This is a genomic window from Limnoraphis robusta BA-68 BA1 (assembly GCF_034932365.1).
Classification (GTDB): Bacteria; Cyanobacteriota; Cyanobacteriia; order Cyanobacteriales; family Microcoleaceae; genus Capilliphycus; species Capilliphycus robustus.
This window is the reverse complement of record NZ_JAYGHR010000063.1, coordinates 96,422-118,119: the sequence shown is the minus strand read 5'-3', so window position 1 is coordinate 118,119 and position 21,698 is coordinate 96,422. Positions and strand designations below refer to the sequence as shown.

Here is a 21,698-nt window from a genome sequence, read left to right as displayed (position 1 = left end):
CTAAAAAATTACAATGAATAGAGGAATAAGTTATTATGGACTTTAGCTTTTTTTACTTTGATGGAGATGGATCAGTTGCACAACAAAATAAGTATCATTTACTGATTGAAAGTGCAAAATTTGCCGACAAAAATGGTTTTTCAGCAGTTTGGACACCTGAACGACATTTTCACGCTTTTGGCGGGCTTTATCCGAATCCTTCCCTAACAAATGCTGCACTTGCAATGGTTACAAAAAAAATTCAATTGCGAGCAGGAAGTGTGGTTGTACCTTTACATCATCCTGTGCGAATTGTAGAAGAATGGGCTGTGGTTGATAACCTTTCAAATGGTCGAGTTCAGATTGCTTTTGCTTCCGGTTGGACGATGGATGAATTCATTCTTTCTCGTGAAATTCATGCCAATCGAAAAGCGAATATGTGGCGAGGAATTAAAGCAGTTCAGCAACTTTGGCAAGGGGAAGCAGTAGACTATCAAGACGCAAGTGGTAGAACGGTTAAGGTGAAAACTTTACCAAAACCCATTCAATCAAAACTTCCTATTTGGATTACCTGTCAATCTCCAGAAACATTTATTGAAGCAGGTAAAATGGGGGCTAATGTTCTCACTTCTTTACTCGGTGGAACTTTAGAAAGTATCGTTCCGAAAATAAAACTCTATCGAGAAGCATTAGCGAAAAAAGGTCATAATCCCGAAGAAGGAAAAGTCGCTTTAATGATTCATACTTTTTTGGGAGAAAGTTTACATGAAGTCAAAGAAAAAGTCAGACAACCTTTTTCTGAGTATCTCAAAACTCACTATGATTTGTTAGATAACCTAGCTAAAAGCATGGGGTTAAATGTTAGTCTTAAAAACTTCTCAGCAGATGATCTCGATAGCTTACTCTTATTTGGAGTGGAAGGCTTTATGAAAGGACGTTCTCTCATCGGAACTCCAACGAGTTGTCTTTCCTTTGTTGAACAAATTGAGCAAGCAGGTATCAATGAAATTGCCTCTCTGATTGACTTTGTTCCTGATGAAAAGGCTGTCATGGAAAGCCTGAGCTACTTAAAAGAATTGCGAGAAAAATATCATGCTGTTCAAGTCAGTCAGAAAACATTAGTTTAAAACAAAAAATGACTAATACAGATCAAAAGCTAGATGAGTTAAAAAGAAGAATTGCTGCTCTTTCACCAGAAAAACGACAACTCCTTGAGCAACAACTGAAAAATAAAAAACAGCAATTGAGTTTCCTGACCATTCCAAAGCGAAAAATATATGATAATTTACCCTTGTCATTTTCTCAACAACGGCTGTGGTTTATCCATCAGTTAGAGTCTGAAACTTCTGCTTACAATATTCCAATTGCGTGGCATCTCAACGGGCATATCAATATTGCTATTCTTGTACAAACTTTGAATGAAATTGTTCGCCGCCATGAAAGCTTAAGAACTACTTTTAACAGTATCCAGAATAATCAACCTCAGCAAAGTATTTCATCTCATTTTACTCTAAATATTCCTATAATTGACTTGCAAATATTATCGAAAAACCACAGTGATAGTGAAGCAAAACGGCTTGCAAAACAAGAAGCAAAGAACTATTTTAATCTCAATAAAGATCAATTAATCAGAGTAACGTTATTAAAACTCAGTGAAACTCAATTTATCTTGCTTTTGACCTTACATCATATTATTGCAGATGGATGGTCAAGAGGAGTTTTACTGAAGGAATTTTCTGCAATTTACAAAGCCTTCTCTGAACAAAAAACCTCACCATTACCCGAACTAAAAATTCAATATGTAGACTTTGCAATTTGGCAACAGCAATGGCTAACAGGAGAAGAATTAAAAACACAGTTAAGTTACTGGAAACAGAAACTTAAAAATTTAACAACCCTAAATTTGCCCACAGATTATCCTCGACCTGTAACTCAGAGTTTTCGAGGAAAAACTCAGTCTTTAACACTTTCTAAAGAACTAACCACAGCTTTACAAACACTGAGTCGTCAGCAAGGGGTTACTCTATTTATGACCTTACTTGCAGCTTTTAAAATATTATTACATCGATATAGTAACCAAGATGATATTGTCATTGGTTCTCCTATTGCCAATCGAAATTGGCAGGAAACAGAAAGCCTAATTGGTTTTTTTGTTAATACTCTAGTTTTACGAACTGACTTATCAGGAAATCCCTCTTTTGAAGATGTTTTAAAGCGAGTTAGACAGGTAACTTCTGGAGCATATAAACATCAAGATTTACCTTTTTCAAAGTTAGTAGAAGAACTTCAACCGGAACGTCATCTCAGTCATAATCCTTTGTTTCAGGTTATGTTTCAGTTTCAAAATGAGGCTTATCAGTTTCAAAATTCATCTAGTCCTGAATTACAATTACCCAACTTACAAATCAGTCAATTTTGGATCGACCCGGAATCAACTAAGTTTGATCTCACTTGGCATTTAATTGAGCGAGAATCAGAAATTTTAGTCGTTATAGAATATAGTACAGACTTATTTAAACAAGACACGATTGCACGAATGCTTGGGCATTTTCAGATGATCTTATCAGAAATTATTGCTAACCCACAGGTAAAACTTTCTAACCTATCAATTCTAACTGTTACTGAACAACATCAATTGTTAACAGAGTGGAATAAAACTAAAGCTAATTATATTAATAACTGTGTTCATCATTTATTTGAAAACAAAGTTCAACAACAGCCTGATGCGGTTGCTATTCGTTTTTATTTTGACAAAAATTTTAAAACTGAAACAACTTTAACTTATAAAGAAGTTAATATAAAAGTGAATAAACTTGCACATTATCTTCAAAAAAAAGGAGTTAAGCCCGAAGTTTTAGTCGGAATATGTATCCCACGTTCACCCGAGTTAGTGGTTGCGATTTTGGCAGTTCTCAAAGCGGGTGGTGCCTATGTTCCACTCGATCTTAACTATCCTTCAGAGCGGTTAGGCTTTATGCTCTCTGATGCACAAGTTGCTATGGTATTAACAACTGAAAGCTTCAATTCACAGATAGCACAGCATATCCCCTCAACTCCAATTTTAAATCTCAAAAAAAACTGGGATATGATTGCTGGCGAAGTTGATGATAATCCTAAAAAATCAGCAACTTTAGAAAATTTAGCCTATGTTATTTACACCTCGGGTTCAACCGGAAAACCCAAAGGAACAATGTTAACTCATCAAGGGTTAATTAATTATTTAAACTGGGCAATACAAGAATATGATTTAGAGAAAGGAGAGGGATCGCCGCTACATTCTTCAATTGGATTTGATGCAACAATTACAAGTTTATTCTGTCCTTTATTAGTGGGCAAAACAGTTTTTCTATTGCCCGAAAATCAAGAAATAGAAGGTTTAAGCGAAGCTTTGAGTTCAGAAACTAAATTCAGCTTAGTTAAAATCACTCCTGCTCATTTAGGAATACTAAGCAAACTTCTGTCTAAGCAATCAAAAGTAAGTCCAATAAATTCATTGATTATTGGCGGAGATGCTTTGATCGCTGAGAGCCTTTCTTTCTGGCGTGAATACAGTCCAAAAACCAGATTAATTAATGAATACGGGCCGACAGAAACAGTCGTTGGATGTTGTGTTTATCAGGTGCAAACTCAAGCTTCTCTTTCAGGTTCAGTATCCATTGGTCGTCCGATTGCAAACACTCAAATTTATATCTTAGATCGATATTTACAACCTGTTCCAATTGGTGTCCCCGGTGAACTCTATATAGGAGGTTTAGGTGTAGCTAGAGGTTACTTAAATCGACCACACTTAACAGCAGAAAAATTTATTCCTAATCCTTTTAATACAAATAAAACTCAAGACCGTCTCTATAAAACTGGAGATTTAGCACGATATCTCACCGATGGTAATATAGAATATTTAGGACGCCTAGATCATCAAGTAAAAATTAGAGGTTTTCGCATCGAATTGGGCGAGATAGAAGCAGTATTAACTCAACATCCAGAAGTTCAAGAAGCAAGAGTTACAGTTCAAGAAAATTCAAATCATCAGCGCTTAGTTGCTCACATCATACTTCACTCTGAAATTCAAGATTCTGGCTTAGAGATACAAAATAAACTGCATCATTTTCTCAAAACTAAACTTCCCCATTATATGATTCCAAATGCTTTTATTGTCCTATCTGCCTTTCCACTAACTCCAAATGGTAAAGTAGACCTTAAAGCCTTACCTAAAGTAGAGGAAGTGATAAAAACATCTTCTTCTGTGGCTCCGAGTACCTCTAACGAGAAAATATTAACGGAAATTTGGAGAGAGGTTTTAGGAAAAGAAAATATTGGAATTTATGATAACTTCTTTGAATTGGGAGGGGATTCTATCCAAAGCATTTCAATTATATCTAAAGCAACTCAAGTCGGCTTAAAACTAACACCTAGACAGATATTTCAGTATCAAACAATTGCTGAATTAGCGGCTATTGCAACCTCAAATCAACCGCTAAAAACTGAACAGGGTTTAGCAGCAGGTTTCGTTCCTTTGACACCCATTCAGCATTGGTTTTTTGAACAAAAACTTTTACATCCGCATCACTATAACCAGTCTGTTGTTTTGGAAGTTTCACCGGATATTAACTTTCAATATATTGAAGAATCTATTCAGCAACTGCTCAGACAGCATGATAGTTTACGATTGAGATTTAAACAGGAGAATACAGGCTACAAACAGTTTTATTCATATCCTGAAGAAACTATTCACGCCAGCTACATTGATTTATCAGGATTAACAGAAAATCAAAAAATAGAAGCCTATGAAACAGCTTTAGAGTGTTTACAAAAAAGCTTAAATATTTCCTCTAAACTTGTTCAAGCTGCTTTGTTTAAACTTGGAAATAATCAACTTTATCGTTTGCTCTTCATAATTCATCACCTTGCTGTTGATGGAGTATCTTGGCGAATTATTCTTGAAGATTTTGCACTAGCTTACAAACAACTGAGCCACCAAGAAAAAATAAAACTCCCCGCTAAAACAAGCTCTTATCAAGATTGGTCAACTGGCTTTATTTCTTATAGTGAATCTGAAAAAGTGACCTCTGAATTAAACTACTGGTTAGCTCAGTCCCAGAAATCAATTAATTCAATACCTGTTGATTTTCCTGTAGAAAATTCAGCCAATACAGTCGGTTCAACAGCTAAAATCTGCTTAAGTTTAGATATCAATGAAACTCAGCTAGTTTTAGAAGAAATCCCTAAAAGATTCAAGACAAAAATTAATGATATCTTGTTAACAGCCATCGTTCAAAGCTTTGCTCAGTGGACAGGTTTACGCTCGCTTTTAATTGACTTAGAAGGACACGGAAGAGAAGAACAATTATTTGAAAACATCAATATATCACGCACAGTCGGTTGGTTTAGTGCCATTTTTCCAGTCGTGCTAGAGTTAGGAACAATTCACAATACCGGAGAGGCTCTTAAGTGTATAAAAGAACAACTTAATCGTATTCCTAATCATGGTATGAATTATGGAATTCTCCGATATCTCAGCCAAAATAAAAGTGTGCGTTCTAAATTAAAAGCGGCTCCTCAAGCTTCTGTTATTTTTAACTATCTCGGTCAAATTAATCCGGTACAATCCGAATTTTTTACATTAAATATATCAGAGTCAAGTCAGTTCAACCGTTCTCCAGATCAAATTCGGCGTTATCTGTTAGAAATCAATGGGTTTGTGAGTCAAAATAAACTGCAATTGAATTGGATATATAGTCAAAATATTCATAAACGAGAAACTATTGAATATTGGGCTAATCATTTTATTACTGCAATAAAAGCTTTAATTACTTATGCTTCCACTCCAGAAGCCGAGGCTTATACACCATCAGACTTTTCCTCCGCCCGTATCAATCAAAAACAACTTGATAAATTTATAACAAAACTCAAAAAAACAAATTAACTAACATTAAACCCAATTAACCTGTAGTTTATTCTGAATTAATTTCAATGTCTAAACAAGATCTCGTTGATATATACGAACTTTCTCCCATGCAGCAGGGAATGCTCTTTCACACCCTGTATAATCCTAGTTCGGGTGTATATTTTGAGCAACGGAGTTGTTTAATTTCTGGAGAACTAAATACGCAAGCATTTAAGCAAGCTTGGCAACAGGTTATAACTCGACATCCCGTGTTGCGTACAGCCTTTTATTGGGAAGAATTAGAGAAGCCATTGCAAGTCGTTTATTCACAAGTTAACTTCCCTTTTATTGAAGAAGACTGGCAAAATTTAACGCCAAACGAACAAGAGAATAAATTACAATCTTTTTTAACTTCAGAGCGAGAAAAAGGTTTTAAACTAGATCAAGCTCCCTTAATGCGTTGTGCCTTATTCAAAGTACAAGAAAGCACTTATCAATTTGTTTGGAGTCACCATCATCTACTGATGGATGGTTGGTGTAATGGTCTGATCATCAAAGAAGTTTTAGCATTCTATGAAGCGTTTAAGCAAGGTCAAAGCTTATCGCTTAAACCCTCGCGTCCTTATCGAGAATATATTAGTTGGCTGCAACAGCAAGATATCTCTAAAGCAGAAAAATTTTGGCATAAAAATCTTAAGGATTTTACAAGTCCAACACAACTAACAATAGAATATTCTAAAAAGAACGAAGATGTTTACGGTAAAGAATATATCCAATTTTCCAGCATAGAAACAGTTAACATTCAGTCATTTTGTCAGCAACATCACTTGACTTTAAATACTGTCATTCAAGGGGCTTGGGCGTTACTTCTTAGTCGTTACAGTGGCGAATATGATGTTGTATTTGGTGCAACAGTATCAGGTCGTCCTCCCACTTTACCGGGAGTAGAATCTATTGTTGGGCTATTTATTAATACTCTGCCTGTACGGGTAAAAGTTTCTCCCCAAATGCAGTTAATTTCCTGGTTGCAAACTCTACAAACTCAACAAATAGAACGAGAGCAATATGCTTATAGTTCTTTAATAGATATTCAAAAATGTAGTGAAGTTCCTACAGGAACATCGCTATTTGAAAGCTTGCTAGTCTTTGAAAATTATCCCATTTCTCTCGATACAGTATTAAATCAATCAAACAGCAGCTTAAACATCACTCAAGCTTGGGGTTTTGAAAAGACAAATTATCCTCTAGCGTTGTTTATTTTACCCAATTCTGAACTTTTATTAAGGATAGATTACAACAAAAGTCGTTTTATTCCTGAAAAAGTTAAGCAGATTTTGATCAACTTTAAAACATTACTGTTAGAATTTATTAGTAATCCTCAAGCGCGATTGTTTGAGTTATCCTTATTATCACCGACTGAACAGCATAAACTTCTGATTGAATGGAATAAAACAGAAACAGAAATTTCTCATCAAGCCGCTATTCATCAATTATTTGAAGCACAAGTTAAACAAAGGCCCGATGCTGTTGCGGTTGCTGACGAACATCAACAATTAACCTATCAAACCCTCAATTACAAAGCAAATCAGCTTGCACATTACTTACATAAACAGGGTGTAAAATCTGAACAATTAATTGGGATTTGTTTAGAGCGTTCTTGTGAGATGCTCATCGCACTTTTAGCCGTTATGAAAGTCGGTGCTGCCTATGTTCCTCTTGATCCTGCTTATCCTAAAGAACGTCTATTTTTCATAATAGAAGATGCTAAAATTTCACTGTTATTAACTGAATATAAGCTTTTAAATCACAACGGTAAAACAGATAAAGTTATTTATTTAGATGAGCAATGGGAAGCGATCGCACAACAGAGTTACGAAAATATTGACTTTCAAATTTCACCTCAAAATTTAGCCTATGTGATTTATACTTCGGGTTCTACAGGTCAGCCTAAAGGTGTAGAAATTTGCCATAATAGCTTAACAAACTTCTTAATAGCAATGCGTCAAAAACCTGGTTTATTGCCAGAAGATATTGTATTTTCAGTAACAACACTCTCGTTTGATATTGCAGCATTAGAATTATATTTACCTATAATTTTAGGCGCTCGTTTAATAATTATCAGTCGTGAAATTGCTACAGATGGTGTTGCATTGCGTGAAAAATTAAGCATCTTCAATCCGACACTAATGCAAGCCACACCTGCAACTTGGCGAATGTTAATAGCTGCTGGATGGACGGGAAGCAAAAATCTCAAAATTCTTTGCGGAGGTGAAGCACTCGATCATCATCTTACCCAACAACTTTTACAAAATTCTGAACAAGTTTGGAATCTTTATGGCCCGACAGAAACAACTATTTGGTCAGCTATTTATCAATTAGATTTAAGTTGTATTTCTCCCGAAAAATATACTTATGTTTCAATTGGTCGTCCCCTGGCTAATACTCAATTTTATGTCCTAGATTCTCACCTACAACCTGTTCCAATTGGTGTTCAAGGTGAACTTTATATTTCAGGTTTAGGTGTGGCTCGGGGTTACTTTAACCGTCCTAAATTAACATCAGAAAAATTCATTCCAAATCCTTTGAGTAGAAATAAAACTCAAGAACGCCTCTATAAAACAGGGGATTTAGTGCGATATTTACCCGATGGAAATCTTGAATACTTAGGACGGTCAGATGAGCAAGTTAAAATTCGAGGTTTTCGGATTGAACTGGGTGAAATTGAAGCGGCATTAAATGAGTATCCAAAAATAAAAAAAGCGGTAGCTATCGTCAACTCTGATGAAGCTGGCGAACAGCGTTTAGTTGTTTACTTTATTCGTGAAAATATAACTCAACAGGCACCAGAAAAAGGAGATATTCATAATCAAGCATTGCGTCTTTTTCTTGAGGAAAAATTACCGAAATACATGATACCTTCCGCATTTGTAGAGTTAGAAGCCTTTCCTTTAACTCCCAATGGAAAAATAGATCGTCGTGCTTTAGCAGCGATTGAGTATCAACTTCCTACCACAAATAACAGAATTCAACCTCAAACACCAGTTGAAGAAATTTTAGTCGGAATTTGGGAAAATATTTTAAACCTACAGGGAATTGGAATTAATGAAAACTTTTTTGAATTAGGCGGACATTCGCTATTAGCAACTCGTGTAGTTTCGCAGATTAGACAAATCTTTAAAATCGAGTTTCCTTTGCGTTATTTATTCGATTTTCCTACAATTGCTGAACTTGCTCAACAAGTAGAGATTTTAACGCAGAATCATTTAAAACTGCCCATTTCAACCATTCAGGCAATATCTCGTTCTACTGATTTACCTCTGTCTTTCGCCCAACAACGACAATGGTTTTTATCACAGTTTGAACCGAACAATCCTTTTTACAATATTCCTGTAGCTATTCGTTTACAGGGAACTTTAAACATTACAATTCTCAAGCAAACTTTTTCGGAAGTGATTCATCGCCATGAAGTCTTAAGAACTGCTTTTCACACTATAGATGGAAAACCCAAACTTTCTATTTCAGAAACTTGTGAATTAGAGTTACCGATTATTGATTTAAGTCAGTTGTCTCCTACTAAGAAACAAGCAACAATAGAACAATTTTTATTTGCAGAAACTCAACAACACTTTGATCTTGGTTCTCGTCCTTTATTTCGTCTTAAGTTGCTGCCCCTGAAGGAGCAAGAACATATATTACTCCTGGCTTTCCATCATATTATTTCTGATGGTTGGTCAATGGGTGTATTATTACATGAACTCTCAACACTGTATCAAGCTTTTCTAAATCAAGAACCTTCTCCTTTAGAAGAATTACCCATTCAATATGTTGACTTTGCCAGTTGGCAGCGACAATGGTTAAAGGGTGAATTTTTAGAAAATCAGCTTTCTTATTGGCGACAAAAATTGCAGAATGCACCTACACTTTCACAGCTACCTACTGATCGCATTCGTCCAGCCATTCAAACTGTTCAAGGTGGCAGTTATACTTTTAATATATCCCAGCAATTATTAGAAGGTTTAAAAATACTCAGTCAGCAGTCAGGAAGTACCCTGTTTATAACGTTACTTACTGCATTTTATACATTAATTCATCGCTATACAGGCAATGAAGATATTATTATTGGCTCTCCAATTGCCAATCGTAACAGAGCCGAAATTGAAAAATTAATTGGCTTTTTTGTAAATACATTAGCTCTGCGAGTCGATTTATCAGGAAACCCAACCTTTGAGGAATTATTGCAACGAGTTCGTCAAGTCTCCTTAGAAGCCTATGTACACCAAGATTTACCTTTTGAACAGCTACTAGAAGAATTAAAAATTTCTCGATCTTTAAGTTACACACCTTTATTTCAAATCATGTTTGTGCTGCAAAATGCTCCTTTGAAAGAAGTAAAATTTTCAGATTTAAGTTGGAGTCCTATTGAGATTACTCGCCAAACAGCCAAGTTTGATTTAACTTTGTCATTAACAGAAACAGATGAGCATATCCTCGGAATTTTTGAATACAATACCAATTTATTTGAATCCAATACTATCTGTATACTCGCCGAGCATTTTAAAAACTTATTAAAAGCTATTATCGTCAATCCTGAACATAAAATATCTGAATTAACGTTATTAAATAAAGATGAAGAACAACAAATTTTAGTTGAATGGAATCAAACTAAAACGAATTATCCGCGAGAAGCTTGTATTCATCAACTGTTTGAACAACAGGTAGAACAATATCCTGATGCGATCGCTCTTACCTACGCCGATCAACAACTCACTTATCGAGAGCTTAATATTAAAGCCAATCAAATCGCACACTATCTGCGAAAAATAGGCACTAAACCCGATACATTAATCGGAATTTGCATGGAACGCTCACTTGAGACGTTTGTGAGTATTTTAGGGATTTTAAAAGCCGGATCAGCCTATGTTTTTTTAGAAAAAAACTATCCTCAAGAGCGCCTAGAATTTATCTTAGAAGATACTCAAGTTTCAGCAATAATTACTGACCTAAACAGCAATTATTTTGAAGCTTTAAATATTCCTATTTTAAATCTAGAGACAGATTGGCAAATTCTGAGCCAAGAAAGCTCAAACAATCCCATTCATCAAGTAACAGCAGAAAACATAGCTTATGTTATGTATACTTCCGGTTCCACAGGGAAACCAAAAGGTGTGTGTATTCCTCATCGAGGTGTGGTTAGACTTGTTAAAGAAAATAATTATGTAAACTTTAATACTGAAGAAATTTTTCTTCAAGCTGCACCTCTTCCTTTTGATGCTTCCACTTTTGAAATTTGGGGAGCTTTACTCAATGGTGGACGCATCGTTATATTACCAAATCATCAGCCTTCTTTAAATGAACTCGGAGAAATTATTAAACGATATAATATAACAACACTTTGGCTAACAGCAGGGTTATTTAATCTCATGGTTGATGAACAGCTTAAAAGTTTTAAAAATGTTCGTCAACTCTTAGCGGGGGGTGATATTTTATCGCTAGTTCATGTTAATAAACTATTACAAACATTCCCAGAATGTAAACTTATTAATGGCTATGGCCCCACAGAAAGCACAACATTTTCCTGCTGTTACTCCATGACAAATATTGATCAAATTAGTCAGTCTGTACCCATTGGTTATCCGATTTCTAATACTCAAATTTATGTACTAGATCGCTATCTTCATCCAGTACCTACAGGAGTTCCTGGTGAACTCTATATTAGCGGTGAGGGTCTAGCTAGAGGTTATCTAAATCGACCCGATTTAACGGCGGAAAAATTTATTCCTAATCCTTTTAATCCTCAAAGCACATCCCATCGTTTGTACAAAACTGGGGATTTAGTGCGATATAAAAAGAATGGAACGCTTGAATATTTAGGTCGTTTGGATAATCAAGTTAAAGTTAGAGGTTTTCGGATAGAAATAGGAGAAATAGAAGCCGTATTAACCCAACATTCATCGGTTCAAGATGTAGCTGTAATTACGGATAATCAACCAGGAAAAAAACGTCTTATCGCTTATGTAGTTCTTTATCAAAACTCAGAAGCTATTCAAAATCAATCTTTAAACATCCTTTCTCAACTTCGCTCTTTTCTCACCGAAAAGTTACCTGACTATATGATTCCTGCTCTTTTTATACCCATAGAATCACTTCCCCTAACTGCTAATGGAAAAGTAGACTATCGAGCTTTATCCCAACGAGAACTTATTCAATTGGAACCTCAATCAGAATTTGTCAATCCTGAAACTGAAATTGAAATGAAGCTGGCTGAAATTTGGTCAGAAATTCTTCAAATTGAGCGGGTAGGAATTCACGATAATTTCTTTGAGATCGGAGGAGATTCTATTTTGGCAATTCAGATTATTAGTAAAGCCAGTAAAGTAGGAATTCAGCTTACACCTAAGCAGATATTTCAAGCTCAAACCATAGCTGAATTAGCTGCAATTGCTACTGTAGATAAAACTATCAATAGCGAACAAGGATTGATAACAGGTTCAGTTCCTCTAACTCCAATTCAACATTGGTTTTTTGAAAATCATAAGCAAGATATTTATCACTTTAATCAGGCGACTTTGCTTGAAGTTCAACAAAGTATTGATATTGCTATTCTAGAACAGACTATTCAGCAGTTATTAATTCACCATGATGCACTACGTCTTCAGTTTGAGCAAACAGAATTAGGCTGGAAACAAACAATAACTTACCCCAACTCCGAGATACCGTTAACCTACTTTGATTTATCTAATCTTCCAGAACCTCAACAAAACCAAGCTCTTGAATTCACCGTCAATGAAATTCATAAAAGTCTGAACTTGTTAACAGGAAACTTGGTTAGAGTTGCGCTGTTAAATTTAGGATTTCATCGGGGTTATCGCCTGCTGTTTGTTATTCATCATTTAGCTGTCGATGGTTTATCCTGGCGAATTTTATTAGAAGATTTTAAAACCATTTATGAACAACTAAAAAGCAATCAAAAGCTTGATCTGTCTTTAAAAACTACATCCCTAAAACAATGTTCAGATGCTTTACAAGAATATGCAAACTCAGAGTTAATTCAACAAGAGCGAAATTATTGGTTAACCATTCTAACTCAAGAGACTGATTCATTACCTATAGATTACTGTCGGGGAAAAAACACAGTTCAAGCATCAGAAACAGTTACAATCTCTCTCAGCTTGGAAAAAACAAAAGCCTTGCTTAAAGATGTTACCTCGGCTTATAATACTCAGATTAATGATATTTTGCTAACGGCATTGACACAAACAATATCAAACTGGACAGGACAAAATTACCTTTTAGTTGATTTAGAAAATCATGGTAGAGAATCCATCCTAAATGATCTCAACCTTTCTCGAACAGTTGGATGGTTTACATCTATTTTCCCGATGCTATTAGAATTAAATACAATAGATTTAGGAGGATCAATAAAAACAATTAAAGAACAACTTCGTCAAGTTCCTAACTCGGGAATGGGCTATGGAATTTTACGCTATCTGGCTGCTTCAGAATCAAAAATTCCCAATTCTAAAGCTGAAATCTGTTTTAACTATCTCGGACAATTTGATCAAATGTTATCATCTTCTATGATAGGTGTAGCCTCGGAATCAAGCGGTCAAGCTCGTAGTTCCAAACAAACTAGAGCTTATTTGTTAGAAATAAATGGATTAATTATTCAAGGAAAACTAAAATTTAACTGGACATACAGCAAAAACTTTCATCATCGTACCACGATAGAAAAATTAGCAATGGACTTTAGAGAAGCTTTAAATCAGCTTATTAATCACTGCTGTTCCCCCGAAGCGGGAGGTTATACACCCTCTGATTTTTCATTGGCTGAACTCGATCAAAATCAACTTAATCAAGTTCTAAACCAAATAGAATTTTAAACCTTAAGTATTTCCAGAAAATCTGAACAAACCAACTTACAGCTAAACGAAAATGAATCAAAAACATATAGAAGATATCTACCCACTTTCTCCAATGCAGCAAGGAATGCTGTTTCATAGTTTGTTAGCTCCCGAATCAGGAGCCTACATTGTACAGTCTTGTTATGAAATCCAAGGCAGTTTAAATCGTATTGCCTTTGAACAAGCTTGGCAGCAAGTTATTAATAGAAATTCAATTTTAAGAACAGCTTTTGTTTGGGAAAATTTAGAGAAACCGCTGCAAGTTGTAGGGCGAGAAGTCAAAGCTGTAACTGTTTATCAGGATTGGCGACACCTCACACCAGATCAACAACAAACCCAACTTAATGTTTTACTAAAAACTCAACGAAAACAAGGCTTTAACCTGGCAAAAGCCCCTTTAATGTCTTTTAATTTAATTCAAATTAGAGATAATATTTATCAATTTATTTGGACGTATCATCACCTCTTATTAGATGGTTGGTCTGTTCCTTTAATTGTTAAAGAATTTATCGCCCTTTATGAGACTATTATTCAAGGTCAAAACTTACCTCTAGAAAAGCCTCGTCCCTATCGAGATTATATTGCTTGGTTAAAACAGCAAGACCTATCGAATGCTCAGACATTTTGGAGTAAAATACTTCAAGGTTTAACGACACCAACAACAATTAGTCGTCAAACTGACCGCTTTAATAGTCAAAATCAAAACTATCAAGAACAGCAGCTACAGCTTTCGGAAGAAGTCACAGCAAAACTGAAATTTTTCGCCAAACAACATCAAGTTACTATTAACAGTTTAATACAAGCAGCCTGGGCATTAATTATAAGTTTTTATAGCGGAGAAAATGATGTCATATTTGGAGCAACTTATTCGGGTCGTCCTACCAACTTAATGAACGCTGAACAGATAGTCGGACTGTTTATTAATACCCTTCCGGTGCGAATTTATATAGATGGAAAAGAAACTTTATTGCAATGGATTAAACAACTTCAATCTCAACAAATAGAAGCGCAGCAATATCAATATATCCCTTTAGTAGACATCCATCGTTTGAGTGAGATTCCCAGAAATTTACCCTTATTTGAGAGTCTTGTTATTTTTGAAAACTATCCCGTTGATGCGACTCTAAAAAAAACCCTAAAAAATCTCAAGATTAAAAATGTTTCGACTCAAGAACAAACCAACTATCCTCTAACACTTTACGCAGTCAGTGATTCTCAGCTTTCACTAAAACTTGTCTATGATTCTGAACACTTTAACTCAGTAACAATTACTCAGATTTTAGAGCATTTAAAAACCTTACTCTTAAGCATAATTACAAATCCGCAACAAAAGCTTTATCAACTTTCACTTTTATCTCAATCTGAGCAACACAAACTGCTAGTAGATTGGAATAAGACTCAAACAACATTTGAAAAACTCGCCTGTATCCATCAACTTTTTGAAACCCAAGCCCAACAAACACCGGATGCTATTGCTATTGTTGACTCACATCAACAACTAAGCTATCAACAACTTAATATAATAGCCAATCAACTCGCTCACTACCTACAAAAACAAGGCGTTAAACCTGAACAAACCGTCGGTATTTGTTTAGAGCGTTCCTGTGAAATGGTTATCGCTTTATTAGCTGTTCTCAAAGTCGGAGCGACATATATTCCCCTTGACCCGGCTTATCCAAAAGACCGTCTTAATTTTATTATAGAAAACGCTCAAATCTCATTGATTCTTACTCAAACTTCCCTGAACTCTCTCCGATTATCCGTTGAAAATATTCTCAATATAGACGAACAGTGGTCTATCATTACTAAACAAAAAGCTGATAACCTTTATAATAATATTGCACTTGAAAATCTTGCCTACATTATCTACACTTCTGGTTCTACAGGTCAACCTAAAGGCGTACAGATTTCACACCGAGCCTTGAGTAACTTTCTCTTAGGAATTAATCAAACTCTGAACGGCTCACCATCAGATGTTTTATTATCCGTAACCAGCCTCTCTTTTGATATCGCTGCCTTAGAACTTTACTTACCGTTAATTGTGGGAGCGCGTGTCATTATTGCCAATCAAAAAACCACGACATACAGTCAACAACTCCAACAGCAAATCAACCAATTAAACATCACAATTATGCAAGGAACTCCTGCCACCTGGCAAATGTTAATACTAGGTGGATGGACAGGAAAACACAACCTAAAAATTCTTAGTGGAGGAGAAGCATTAGACCCGAAATTAGCCCAACAACTCACCCAAAATTCTCAACAACTCTTTAACCTTTACGGGCCAACTGAAACTACAATTTGGTCATCAATTTATCAAGTTAAAAATCAAGAAAATTCAGATAAAAATTCAACCGTTTTTATTGGTCGTCCTCTTGCTAATACTGAGTTTTATATTCTGGATAACAATCTACAAACCGTTCCGATAGGAGTACCCGGAGAGTTATATATCGGAGGAGTTGGAGTCGCTAGAGGCTACTTTAATCGAGCCGATTTAACCGCAGAACGTTTTTTACCTAATCCTTTTAAAAATACTTCTGAACGCCTGTATAAAACAGGAGATTTAGCGCGATATCTGAACGATGGAAATGTTGAGTATTTAGGGCGCTTAGACTCTCAAGTTAAACTGCGAGGGTTTAGAATAGAATTAGGAGAAATCGAAGCCGTATTAAAACAACATCCACAAGTTCAACAGGCGGTGGTTGCAGTCAATTCACAAGCAGAAGAAAAGCGTCTCATCGCTTATATCGTATTGGCTAATAAATTAGAATTAAATGTTACAATGCTGCGAGAATTCTTAGCTGAAAAGTTACCCGGTTACATGATACCTTCAGCTTTTTTCATGTTAGATGCTTTGCCATTGACTCCTAATGGTAAAATTGATAGACGAGCGCTTCCAATACCCGAACAAATTCGTCCACAGTTAGAAGCAACTTATGTAATGCCAAAGACTGAAATCGAAAAAACAATTGCTCAAATTTGGCAAAAAGCTCTCAAACTAGAAAATATTGGCATTCACGATAACTTTTTTGATTTAGGAGGACATTCGCTTTTAATGGTGAGGGTTCATAGCCAATTAAGAGCCGCATTTTCATCTGATATTCCATTAGTAGAAATGTTTAGATATCCAACCATTCATGCTTTGGCTGATTATTTTAATCACTCCCGATTAGAATCTTTATCAAGTCATCAGCTAGAGGATAGAACAGAACAGCTTACAGTTGGTAAGAAAAGGTTATCTCAACTCCGTCAACGAAAAGCTTTTCGAGATAATGATAAACGTCAAAATAATTAAAATTTAATTTTACTGTCTTGTGTTTTAAAAATTAATCTTGAGCAAAAATGGAAAACTTAAAAATGGCTACTGAATATAACGGTTTAGAAATTGCAATCATTGGAATGGCTGGTCGCTTTCCAGAAGCTCAGAATTTAGAACAATTTTGGGACAACTTGAAAAATGGTGTTGAGTCTATTCATTTCTATCAAGACAAAGAACTTCTAGAACTTGGAATAGATGAAGACCTAATTCATCATCCCCAATATGTCAAAGCAGGTGGAAAATTAGAGGGAATAGACTTATTTGATGCCGAGTTTTTCGGGTTTAATCCTAAAGAAGCAGAACTGCTCGATCCTCAACATCGTTTGTTCTTAGAATGTGCTTGGGAAGCTCTAGAAAATGCGGGTTATGACTCAGAAAAACACTCGGGAACAATTGGTGTTTACGGGGGAGCGGGAATGAATGGTTATCTATTCAATCTTTATACGAACCCAAAAATCATAAATTCAGTCAGCAACTACCAGCTTTTTTTAGCGAGTGATAAAGATTTTCTAACAACAAGAGTTTCTTATAAATTAAATCTATCGGGGCCAAGTGTTGATATTCAAACAGCCTGTTCAACTTCATTGGTTGCTGTTCATTTAGCTTGTCAAAGTTTATTAAGTGGAGATTGTGATATCGCCTTAGCGGGTGGCGTTGCTATTTCTAAACAAGTCGGTTATTTATATCAAGAAGAAGGCATTTATTCACCTGACGGACATTGCCGAACATTTGATGATCAAGCTCAAGGAACCATCGGGGGAAATGGTGTCGGAATTGTTGTATTAAAACGATTAGAAGATGCCATCACTTCAGGCGATTCAATTCAGGCAATTATTAAAGGATCGGCAATTAATAATGATGGTGCATTTAAAGTCAGTTATACTGCTCCTAGAATTGATACTCAAGCACAAGTTATTCAAGCGGCTCAAATCATGGCAGAAGTCGAGCCAGAAACGATTAGCTATATGGAAGCGCATGGAACAGGAACCGCTTTGGGTGATCCTATAGAAATTTCTGCATTAACTCAAGCTTTTCGTGCGGGTACTGAGAAGAAAAATTTTTGTGCGATTGCCTCTGTAAAACCCAATGTTGGACACTTAGATGCTGCGGCAGGAGTTGCAGGTTTAATCAAAACAATTCTAGCTCTAAAACATCAACAAATTCCCCCTTTAGTTCACTTTGAAAAACCGAATAAACAAATTAATTTTGAGGACAGTCCCTTTTATGTAAACACGAGTTTATCAAACTGGAAAACGAACAATTATCCTCGACGAGCAGGTGTAAGTTCTTTTGGAATTGGAGGAACAAATGCTCATGTTATCTTAGAAGAAGCCCCAACAGTTCAACCGTCAAGTCCTTCTCGTCCCTGGCAATTACTATTAATTTCAGCAAAAACAAATACAGCTTTAGAAACAGCTACGAACAATCTAGTCACTTATTTAAAGCAACATCCAGATTTAAACCTAGCTGATATAGCTTATACATTAAAAGTCGGGCGTCGTGCATTTAATTATCGTCGCATGATGGTTTGTCAAACCCTTGAAGAAAGCATAAAAACCCTAGAATCTTTAGAACCAGATCAAGTTTTTACGCAGTTTCAAGAACCGAGTCATCATTCTGTAATCTTCATGTTTCCAGGGCAAGGAACCCAGTATATAAATATGGGTTTGGAACTCTATAAAACCGAGAAAAAATTTCGAGAAATTGTTGATTATTGTTGTGAAACGCTGAAAGCATATCTCAATCTTGATTTACGGGATATTCTCTATCCTAAAAACTCTCGAAGTGATGATAAAATTAACGAAACGCTCTACACTCAACCTGCTCTTTTCGTCGTTGAATATGCTTTAGCTAAACTGTTAATAGATTGGGGAATTCATCCCGAAGCAATGATCGGTCATAGCGTTGGAGAATATGTAGCCGCTTGTTTGGCGGGTATTTTTTCCTTAGAAAATGCACTTTTTCTGATTGTAAATAGAGGAAAATTGATGCAGCAACAGCCTTACGGTGCAATGATTTCTGTTGCGTTATCGATAGAAGATGTGCAACCTTTGCTAAGTTCAGAAATTGCAATTGCGGCAAATAATGCACCTAAATTATCTGTATTATCGGGTTCAAGAGCAGCCATTGAACGCTTACAAGAACAGCTAGAAAAACAGGGAATTCCATATAAAAAACTGCACACTTCCCATGCTTTTCACTCTCCAATGATGGACTCTGCACAAACTGAATTCCTTGAAATTGTCGAAAAAGTTTCGTTAAATAATCCTCAAATTCCTTTCATTTCAAATCTCACCGGAACTTGGATAACTGCTGAACAGGCAACCGATCCGAAATATTGGGCTAAACATTTGCGCCAAACGGTTTTATTTTCATCAGGAATTGCAGAGTTAATTCAAGATAAAAGTCGAATTTTTTTAGAAGTAGGGCCGGGACGAACTTTAAGTTCTCTGACGAAACAGCAATCCGATTTTAAGGAACAGATTGTACTATCTTCTATTCGTCATCCTCAACACAATCAATCTGATATTGCTTTTTTACTCACAACTTTAGGTAAGCTTTGGTTAGCAGGAATTAATATCAATTTGTCTAAATTTTATACATCAGAAAATCGCTTGCGCTTGCCTTTACCGACTTATCCTTTTGAGCGCAAAAAATACTGGGTTGAACCTTCATCCGAGCCTCTAAAACAGCCCAATAAAAAACGAGATTTAGCAGACTGGTTTTATGTTCCAACTTGGGAGCGAATGCTATTACCGGAGCCGATGGACTTGAATTGTTTAAGTCAACTTAAGAAAAGTTGGTTAATTTTTCTAGATTCTTTGGGAGTGGGGACAGAAATTGCTCAAACATTAATGAATGCAGGTCAGGATGTTATTACTGTCAGTATCGGAGAAACCTTTGACGAAGTGGGTTATCGAATGTTTGAGATCAATCCTCAGCAAAAACAGGACTATCAAGCTTTGATTGAAGATTTAAACTTACGAGAGTTTCATCCAGATTATATCGTGCATCTTTGGGGGATAGAAGATTCAAAACAAACCTCTCATTTAAGGTTTGAAGATGCTCAACATTATGGATTTTACAGTTTACTGTTTTTAACCCAATCTCTTGCTAATAACAAGGGATATTCTACCCAAATTTTTGCTGTGACAAATCCTATCTTTAATGTGATGGGTTCAGAAGAAGTTTATCCAGAAAAAGCAACAATTTTAGGGTTATGTTTAGGAATCGCACAAGAACATCCTCAACTCTCTTGTCGTCATCTTGATGTCAGGGTTCCAGCTTCAAAAAAGGAACAGAAAAAACTGAGTGATCGCTTACTTTCAGAATTCTTAGATGAACCCACAGAATTAACGATTGCTTACCGAGATTCTTATCGCTGGAAGCGAATATTTAAGCCGATTAAAATCGATGCAATACAAGAGAAAAAAATACAACTACGACAAAGCGGAGTTTACTTAATTGTGGGGGATTTTGATTCAGGAATTGGTTTGATTCTAGCCAAATATTTTGCGGAAACTGTCGCCGCGAAACTCATTTTAGTCAGTTCGGAAAAACTCCCAGATTGTTCAGAAATAAAACGGTTAAGTTCAGATTGTTTAACTTTTCAAATAGATCTTACTAATGAAAGTGAAATGAAAGCCATTGTAGACAAAATAGATGAACAGTTTGGTCAACTACATGGTGTCATCTACTCTACGCCGATGAGTAATGAAAACTCTATAGATTTACTCCAACAAATAAAAGCAGAAAAATGTAATTTTAGCTTTAAAGAAAAAGTACAAAAATTGTATGTTTTAGAAAAAGTATTACAAAACAAAAAACCAGATTTTTATATCCTTCAATCTTCCCTTTCTTCCATTGTTGGGGGAATCGGTTTAGCAGCTTATTCGGCTGCGAATCAAGTGATTGATGCCTTCGCTAATTATAAAAATAATCAAAATTTAGTGAATAAAATTCCGACTTTATGGTATTCTATAAATTGGGATGCAATTACCTCTCAAACTCCACAACAAACTGTTACAGGACTCGCTGCAAATTTAGCCGAGTTCACCATAAAACCTGATGAAGTTTGGAAAGTTTGTCAGCAAATTTTATCCTTACATTCACCAACTCAAGTGATTGTTTCTAAGGGAGATTTAGATACTCGTATTAATCAGTGGGTGAAGGTCAAACCGTTGTCAGAGAAAATTGACAATTCTGACCCAACTCAGCCTCAATCCTCGACTTCAGGACATTCTCGCCCCAACTTATCGCAAGAATATGTTGCACCTCGTGATAAAATTGAACAAACTATTGCTATAATTTTGCAAGAACTTCTAGGGATCGAGAAGCTTGGAGTCAATGACAACTTCTTTGATCTTGGCGGACACTCTCTGCTGGCGATTCAGGCGATTTCCCGTCTGCGAGAGACATTTCAGGTTGAGTTACCGTTGCGGAGTCTATTGTTTGAAACGCCGACGGTAGCTGGGATGGCGGCAGTTATCGCCCAAAATAAACCTCAACCTGATGAGTGGCAAGAGATGGCTGAATTACTGGCAGAGGTCAAACGCCTCTCTCCTGATGAAGTTCAACAGCGCCTAGATATAGACGAGTAATTTTTGAATTCCCG

5 protein-coding genes are annotated in these 21,698 nt (G+C 35.9%); all 5 read left to right on the top strand.

Going from position 1 to position 21,698, the window contains the following annotated elements; genetic code table 11:
- Positions 1 to 35 precede the first annotated feature (35 nt).
- Genes VB836_RS15665 through VB836_RS15645 form a run of 5 tightly spaced genes read left to right on the top strand, consistent with a single transcriptional unit; the run spans position 36 to position 21,684 of the window.
- Complete coding sequence (locus VB836_RS15665) at positions 36 to 1,106, top strand: LLM class flavin-dependent oxidoreductase (RefSeq protein ID WP_323220497.1); 1,071 nt, start codon at positions 36 to 38, stop codon at positions 1,104 to 1,106.
- 8 nt (positions 1,107 to 1,114) lie between these two features.
- Complete coding sequence (locus VB836_RS15660) at positions 1,115 to 5,902, top strand: non-ribosomal peptide synthetase (protein ID WP_323220495.1); 4,788 nt, start codon at positions 1,115 to 1,117, stop codon at positions 5,900 to 5,902.
- A gap of 47 nt (positions 5,903 to 5,949) precedes the next feature.
- A complete protein-coding gene (locus tag VB836_RS15655) occupies positions 5,950 to 13,743 on the top strand; it encodes a non-ribosomal peptide synthetase (RefSeq protein WP_323220493.1) in 7,794 nt (2,597 codons plus the stop codon).
- Between the two features lie 52 nt (positions 13,744 to 13,795).
- Positions 13,796 to 17,059, top strand: a complete 3,264-nt coding sequence (locus VB836_RS15650; protein WP_323220491.1) for a non-ribosomal peptide synthetase — start codon at positions 13,796 to 13,798, stop codon at positions 17,057 to 17,059.
- Positions 17,060 to 17,106: 47 nt separating this feature from the next.
- Entirely contained in the window at positions 17,107 to 21,684 is a 4,578-nt protein-coding gene (locus tag VB836_RS15645) for a type I polyketide synthase (protein ID WP_323220489.1), read from the top strand.
- Positions 21,685 to 21,698: the final 14 nt, after the last annotated feature.

Coding starts and splice junctions, on each gene's coding strand:
- VB836_RS15665 (WP_323220497.1), top strand. CDS start 36: ATGGACTTTAGCTTTTTTTACTTTGATGGAGATGGATCAGTTGCACAA.
- VB836_RS15660 (WP_323220495.1), top strand. CDS start 1,115: ATGACTAATACAGATCAAAAGCTAGATGAGTTAAAAAGAAGAATTGCT.
- VB836_RS15655 (WP_323220493.1), top strand. CDS start 5,950: ATGTCTAAACAAGATCTCGTTGATATATACGAACTTTCTCCCATGCAG.
- VB836_RS15650 (WP_323220491.1), top strand. CDS start 13,796: ATGAATCAAAAACATATAGAAGATATCTACCCACTTTCTCCAATGCAG.
- VB836_RS15645 (WP_323220489.1), top strand. CDS start 17,107: ATGGAAAACTTAAAAATGGCTACTGAATATAACGGTTTAGAAATTGCA.